The organism is Tardiphaga sp. (assembly GCF_028290785.1).
Classification (GTDB): domain Bacteria; phylum Pseudomonadota; class Alphaproteobacteria; order Rhizobiales; family Xanthobacteraceae; genus Tardiphaga.
In genome coordinates, this window is record NZ_JAQGJD010000182.1 from 1 (window position 1) to 5,773 (window position 5,773).

The 5,773-nt window shown below is 62.4% G+C and carries 6 protein-coding genes; 1 reads left to right on the top strand and 5 read right to left on the bottom strand.

Going from position 1 to position 5,773, the window contains the following annotated elements; genetic code table 11:
- The first annotated feature begins 50 nt into the window (after nucleotides 1-50).
- A complete protein-coding gene (locus JWR89_RS10580; protein WP_299715383.1) occupies nucleotides 51-1,424 on the top strand; it encodes a PleD family two-component system response regulator in 1,374 nt (457 codons plus the stop codon).
- 200 nt (nucleotides 1,425-1,624) lie between these two features.
- Here JWR89_RS10580 and rpmG read toward each other — a convergent pair whose 3' ends face one another.
- The 5 genes from rpmG to JWR89_RS10605 form a co-directional block, all read right to left on the bottom strand.
- Nucleotides 1,625-1,792 carry a 50S ribosomal protein L33 gene (gene rpmG, locus JWR89_RS10585; RefSeq protein WP_143574180.1) on the bottom strand — a complete coding sequence of 56 codons (168 nt, stop codon included), beginning with the start codon at nucleotides 1,790-1,792 and terminating at the stop codon, nucleotides 1,625-1,627.
- 124 nt (nucleotides 1,793-1,916) lie between these two features.
- A complete protein-coding gene (locus JWR89_RS10590) occupies nucleotides 1,917-3,242 on the bottom strand; it encodes an LLM class flavin-dependent oxidoreductase (protein ID WP_299715388.1) in 1,326 nt (441 codons plus the stop codon).
- 472 nt (nucleotides 3,243-3,714) lie between these two features.
- Nucleotides 3,715-4,449, bottom strand: coding sequence for an NUDIX hydrolase (locus JWR89_RS10595; protein WP_299715391.1), 735 nt, complete (start codon nucleotides 4,447-4,449; stop codon nucleotides 3,715-3,717).
- Between the two features lie 56 nt (nucleotides 4,450-4,505).
- A complete protein-coding gene (locus tag JWR89_RS10600) occupies nucleotides 4,506-4,925 on the bottom strand; it encodes a DUF983 domain-containing protein (RefSeq protein ID WP_299715394.1) in 420 nt (139 codons plus the stop codon).
- The coding region (locus JWR89_RS10605; protein ID WP_299715397.1) for an RNB domain-containing ribonuclease at nucleotides 4,925-5,773 on the bottom strand (849 nt) is incomplete at its 5' end. The genes JWR89_RS10600 and JWR89_RS10605, both read right to left, overlap by 1 nt.

Below are 5,773 nucleotides of genomic sequence, written 5' to 3' on the forward strand. Positions count from 1 at the left end.
TGGAAAGTTCATCGAGACCGTTCGTCGGTTTATCGGTTGAGGAGTTTGCGATGTCGGCACGCATTCTGGTCGTCGATGACATCCCCGCCAACGTCAAGCTGCTGGAAGCCCGGCTGTCCGCCGAATACTTCGACGTCATCACCGCGTCGAGCGGCGCCGAGGCGCTGGCGATCTGCGCGCGTGCGGAATGCGACCTGATCCTGCTCGATGTCATGATGCCGGACATGGACGGCTTCGAGGTCTGCCGCCGGCTCAAGGCCAATCCCAAGACGCATTTCATCCCCGTGGTCATGGTCACGGCGCTCGACAGTCCGTCCGACCGCGTTCGCGGGCTGGAGGCCGGCGCCGACGATTTCCTTACCAAGCCGGTTGCCGATGCCGTGCTGGTGGCGCGAGTGCGATCGCTGACGCGGTTGAAGATGATGACCGACGAACTGCGGATGCGCGCCATCACCTCGCTGGAAATCGGGATGCAGGCGCCGGAGCGCAGCGCGGTGTCGGATCTCGGCCTCGGCGGTCGCATCCTGCTGGTCGATGACAGGCCATCGTCGTATGAGCGGCTGGCACCGGTGCTCTCGGCGGAACACACCGTCGACGTGGAGCCCAATCCCACCGAAGCGCTGTTCCACGCCGCCGAAGGCAATTACGATCTGCTGATCGTCTCATTGAGCCTGGAGAATTTCGACGGGCTGCGGCTGTGCAGTCAGGCCCGATCGCTGGAGCGCACACGGCAGGTACCGATCCTCGCCATTGCCGATGCCGATAACAACGCGCGGCTGCTGCGTGGGCTGGAGATCGGCGTCAACGACTACCTGACGCGTCCGGTCGACAAGAACGAGCTGCTGGCGCGGGCGCGCACCCAGATCCGCCGCCGCCGCTATACCGACCACCTGCGCGACAACGTGCAGAACTCCATCGAAATGGCCATCACCGACGGGCTGACGGGGCTGCACAACCGCCGCTACATGGAAACCCACCTGCAAACGCTGGCAGAGCAGGCCGCCACCCGCAGCAAGCCGCTGGCCCTGATGATGCTCGACATCGACTTCTTCAAATCGATCAACGACACCCATGGCCACGACGCCGGCGACGACGTGCTGCGCGAATTCGCGGTGCGAATCCGCAAATCGATCCGCGGCATCGATCTGGCGTGCCGCTACGGCGGCGAGGAATTCGTCATCGTGATGCCGGAGACCGACCAGCAGGTCGCCAGCATGGTGGCCGAGCGGCTTCGCCGCTCGATCGCCGGCGAAGCGTTCTCCATCGACAAGGGCAACAAGCGCGTCGAGGTCACGATCTCGATCGGGCTATCGACGCTGGAGAAGAAGGGCGAGCCGGTCGCGGACGTACTCAAGCGCGCCGACGTGGCGCTGTACCGCGCCAAGCATGACGGCCGCAACCGCGTGGTCGCCGCCGCGGCGTGATTTAGCTTCGCTTCAACCGATCTCTGTCGTCATCCTGAGGTGCGAGCCGTATTCGGCTCGCCTCGAAGGATGGCGTTCTGCGCCGCCGCCCTTCGAGGCTCGCAAGCGCTCGCACCTCAGGGTGACGGCGCGTCCACTTCGCCATAAAAAACGGGACCCTTTCGGGTCCCGTTCCATCCGTCAGCGGCTGAACCCAGCGCTTACTTGATCTTGGATTCCTTGAACTCGACGTGCTTGCGCGCGACGGGGTCATACTTTTTCTTGACCATCTTGTCGGTCATGGTGCGCGAGTTCTTCTTCGCGGTGTAATAAAAGCCGGTGTCCGCGGTGGAAACGAGCTTGATCTTGATGGTGACCGCTTTGGCCATGTGAAAACCTCTGAATGTCAGGAATCGGTGACAGCCAGAGCACTGGCCGCGTTGGGCGCAACCTAGCCTCGAACGCCCCAAAGTCAAGGTTTTCCGGCCCGGAAAAGCGCCGGAATCCGGCTCCTTAGCCCGGAAAGAAGCGGTTTTCCGGCCGCGGCAGGCCCAAATTCTCCCGCAGCGTCCGGCCTTCGTATTCGGTCCGGAAGATTCCACGCCTCTGCAGTTCCGGGATCACCTTGTCGACGAAGTCGTCGAGGCCCTCGGGCAGGAACGGGAACATGATGTTGAAACCGTCAGATGCCTCGGTGACCAGCCATTCCTCCATCTGATCGGCGATGGTCGTGGGCGTGCCGACGAAGGCCGAGCCGCCATAGCCGCCGAGCCGCTGGGCGAGCTGGCGCACCGTGAGGTTTTCGCGGGCGGCCAGATCGATGACGCGCTGCCGGCCGCTCTTGCTGGCATTGGTCTCGGGGATCTCCGGCAGCGGGCCGTCGGGATCGAAGCCGGAGGCGTCCGAGCCGATCATGATCGACAATGATGCGATGGCGTTGGCGTAGTGCACCTTGCTGTCAAGCAGCGCGCGCTTTTCCTGGGCCTCCTCGACGCTGTCGCCGACCACGACAAAAGCGCCGGGCAGAATTTTCAGGTGATCACGGTTGCGGCCGAGCTTGTCCATGCGGCCCTTGATGTCGGCATAGAGTTTCTGGGCGTCACCGATCGAGCCGCCACCGGTAAACACCGCTTCCGCGGTTTCCGCCGCAAGCTGCTTGCCGTCATCGGAGGCACCGGCCTGCACGATCACCGGCCAGCCTTGCACCGGGCGGGCGATATTGAGCGGCCCTCGCACCTTGAAGTATTTTCCCTTGTGGTCGAGCACATGCATCTTCTCGGGATCTACGTAGATGCCGCTTTCGACGTCGCGCACGAAGGCGTCGTCGGCGAAGGAATCCCACAGGCCGGTGACCACGTCGTAAAATTCGCGGGCGCGTTTGTAGCGCTCGGCGTGCTCCATGTGGTCGTCGAGACCGAAGTTCAGCGCTGCATCGGGATTGGATGTAGTGACGATGTTCCAGCCGGCACGGCCATTGCTGATGTGGTCCAGCGAGGCGAAGCGGCGCGCAACGTGATAGGGCTCGTCGAAGGTGGTGGAGCCGGTGGCGACCAGGCCGATATGCTCGGTGACCGCGGCCAGCGCCGACAGCAGCGTGAACGGCTCGAATGACGTGACGGTGTGGCTGCGCTTCAGCGCCTCGATCGGCATGTTGAGCACGGCGAGGTGATCGGCCATGAAAAAGGCGTCGAACTTGCCGGCTTCCAGCTTCTGGATCAGCTGCTTCAATACCGGGAAATTGAAATTGGCGTCGGGCACCGCGCCGGGATAGCGCCAGGCGCCGGTGTGAATGCTGACCGGTCGCATGAACGCTCCAAGCCGCAACTGACGCTTCGCCATTTCAGAACCCCTATGTGATTGCTGGTCACAGATAGGAATACCGCAGGTGAAAGGCATCATCCGGTAACGAGAAGATTATTGCGATTTCTCGGAGCAAGATGGTCGATTTACGCTACGTCCGACTAACGTTGAGCCCTGGGGGGCGCCGGCTTAGAATTCGGAGGGCGTCGCGCGCATCTCGCTGGCCATCAGCTCTTCGTTCTCCGCAAGCTGGATCCAGGATACCGCAAGATCGAGCAGCGCGCGGACCTTCTCGACGTCGCTTTCCATGCTGGCCCTCTGTCCGAGAGCGGACGCTTTCTGGCGGTATCCAAGGGAGTCCGGCGTGAAAGTCGAAAAGTCGACTTCCTGTATTCGATTCATCTGCCCCATGTCGAAAACTCCTCGCGTCTGGATCGCGAGTTGTTAGCGGTTGCGGCAGAGAATTGCGTTAAAAAAATTGTGACAATGTCGCAGAGTTAATACCGTTCGATCAGGTTTCGCCGGGCAGCATGTCGAGCTGCATCTTACCGCTGTACCAATGGAAGAACGGTAGCGGCGCATTGTGCCGCAAAGGACCTGTAGCAAGGCGCTTCTGCAATTGGTTAAGTACGTTCTTCGTCATTGCGTGGGCATCGGCAAGATGCTCCGAGCCGAGCTCGACCCAGACCAGTTCGACCAGCTCGGCATCGGCGTGGATCACGCCTTCGATACGATGCGCGATCGCCGAAGCATCGGCCGTAAAGAAGCGGGTATCGAAACGCTTGATACGACCGGGGGGAGTAATGGCCCGCGCGATCAGGAACAGCCCGGAAGGATCCGGTAGCAGGCCGGCATCGCTGAAGGCCGACCACGGACCGGGAAGCTTCTTCGCATTGCCTTCGACCTTGCGGCCGAGGCAGAGCCCGGTCTCTTCGCAGGCTTCGCGGATCGCGGCGACGGCCAGCGCGCGTGCGCGCGACGGCAGCGTTTTCGGACTGCCCTTGGCTAGGTTGGCTTCGAGTTCCGGCGGCAGCGGGGCCGCGATCGGAATCTTGTTATCGGTCTTGTCGACGCTACCGCCGGGAAACACGAACTTGCCCGGCATGAACACCACATTGTCGTGACGCTTGCCGACCAGCACTTTCGGAATCGGCCCGGATCGATCCACCAGCATCAGGGTCGCGGCGTCGCGCGGGCGCTTGTAGGGATGGTGATCCGCTTCCTTGCCGATCTGTACTTCGCTCATGCCGTCCTCGAACTTTTTTGAATTTTCTTGATCTTGTCGCGTGGACGGGCAGCGTATCAGTCGGGGTTGCCGTCGCCAAATCCGTGCATGCGGAACGCCCATTGCAATCCGACCACGGCGCCCTTCACCGGCTGCAGTAGCGCTAATGACGCGAACAGCGTGAACGGCAAATACACCGCCAGTTGTAACCAGATCGCCGGCGAGTAGTCGGTCTCGATCCACAGGATCACCGGCACCAGCAGATGGCCGACAATGACGATCACGAGATAAGCGGGCAGGTCGTCGGCGCGATGCGCGGTAAAGTCCTGACCGCACACTGAGCAGTTGTCGGCCACCTTGAGGAAGGCGCGAAACAGCTTGCCTTCGCCGCAGTTCGGGCATCGGCCAACGAAGCCGCGCTTCATCGCGGTCCAGACGTTGCGCTTGGCAGCGGGATCGAGCGCGGAGGTCCAGGTTTTCGCGGGAGTATCTGTCATCACGATTTCCCCTTCTTCTTGGGCTTGCCGGCGGGTTGTCCGCCAGCCTGACTGTTCCCTGCATTGCCGGCTGCGGCCTTGGCTTTCAATCGGGCATTACGTCCAAGCTTGATCTTTTTCGGCGGCCTGGCCGGCTTCGTCGAGGGGCTTTTAAAAGTTCCCTTGGCGGACTTGCCGCTGGGAGACCGACCGATGCCCACCGTGCCGACGCCGCGGGCTTCGCGACGCTGGCCTTTGCGTTCAACCTGGCCCTCCGAAAGAAGTTCGAACCGCAATGCACCCGCCACCGGCGCGGCCTCCACCAGTCGGACATCGACCACGTCGCCCAGTCGGTGCATGGCACCGCTACGCGTGCCGACCAGCGCGTGGCGGGCTTCGTCGTAGTTGAAGTATTCGGTGCCGAGCGTGCGGATCGGAATCAGCCCGTCGGCGCCGGTGTCGTTGAGCTTCACGAACAGGCCGGCGCGGGTGACGCCCGAGATGCGACCCTGAAACGTCGCGCCGATGCGGTCGGCCAGGAAATGGGCGATCAGCCGGTCCGATGTTTCGCGCTCCGCCTTCATGGCGCGGCGCTCAGTGACGGAGATTTGCGCGGCGACTTCCGCCAGCGTTTCCGGCGTCTCGGTGTCGGGCAGCGCGCCTTCGCCTAGGCCAAGGCCTCGGATCAGCGCGCGATGAACGATCAGATCTGCGTATCGCCTGATAGGCGAAGTGAAATGCGCGTAGCGGCGCAGGTTCAGACCGAAGTGTCCGTAATTCTCGGCGGAATATTCGGCCTGGGCCTGAGAGCGCAATACCACTTCGTTCACCAGCGGTTCGGAATCGTGACCCTTCACCTTCGCCAGCAC

Bases quoted from the DNA above. Each gene is read 5' to 3' on its own strand.
- JWR89_RS10580 (WP_299715383.1), top strand. From the start codon at position 51: ATGTCGGCACGCATTCTGGTCGTCGATGACATCCCCGCCAACGTCAAG.
- rpmG (WP_143574180.1), bottom strand. From the start codon at position 1,792: ATGGCCAAAGCGGTCACCATCAAGATCAAGCTCGTTTCCACCGCGGAC.
- JWR89_RS10590 (WP_299715388.1), bottom strand. From the start codon at position 3,242: ATGGCGAAGCGTCAGTTGCGGCTTGGAGCGTTCATGCGACCGGTCAGC.
- JWR89_RS10595 (WP_299715391.1), bottom strand. From the start codon at position 4,449: ATGAGCGAAGTACAGATCGGCAAGGAAGCGGATCACCATCCCTACAAG.
- JWR89_RS10600 (WP_299715394.1), bottom strand. From the start codon at position 4,925: ATGACAGATACTCCCGCGAAAACCTGGACCTCCGCGCTCGATCCCGCT.